The organism is Vibrio sp. 1641 (assembly GCF_033339995.1).
GTDB lineage: Bacteria > Pseudomonadota > Gammaproteobacteria > Enterobacterales > Vibrionaceae > Vibrio > Vibrio alginolyticus.
In genome coordinates, this window is the sequence record NZ_JAWOVP010000480.1 from 1 (window position 1) to 529 (window position 529).

Genomic DNA, 529 nt, shown 5'->3' on the forward strand with positions numbered 1-529 from the left:
TGTACCACACCATGAAGACGATGTTCTGCGCGCCAGCATCAATTTTCCAGAACGCGAGATTGAGCATGAAAAAGCGTGGCTAGAGATGATTCATCGCTATTTTGCTGGAACACTCGGCATGGTGATTTTTGCTATTACCGTTATTGCTATTCGAACTGAACGCGTGAACCCATCCATTCCTATTCTGCTCAGCTTTTTGGTTGTGGGGCAGGCGATGTTAGGTATGTGGACGGTGACTCTAAAACTGATGCCGGTCATTGTCATGCTGCATCTGCTTGGTGGATTTACCTTACTCGCGCTGCAAGCGGTGTTTTATTGCCAACTGAAGGCGAAAGACAATCTTTATTTTTCCCCCTCCTCTCGGTCGGTTAGGTTGTTTTCAGTGTTTTCCTTTTTGGTTGTGTTCTCCCAAGTGTTGCTCGGCGGTTGGACTTCATCAAACTACGCGGCTTTGATGTGTACAACGTTGCCCATTTGCGAAGGAGATTGGATGAACTACTTGGATTGGAAAGAGGCGTTCTCTTTCTGG

At 46.9% G+C, this 529-nt stretch carries 1 protein-coding gene; it reads left to right on the forward strand.

Annotated elements, in window-relative coordinates:
• Positions 1-529 (forward strand): COX15/CtaA family protein (locus tag R7Z47_RS26675; protein ID WP_318131001.1); only part of this gene is annotated, 529 nt, incomplete at both ends.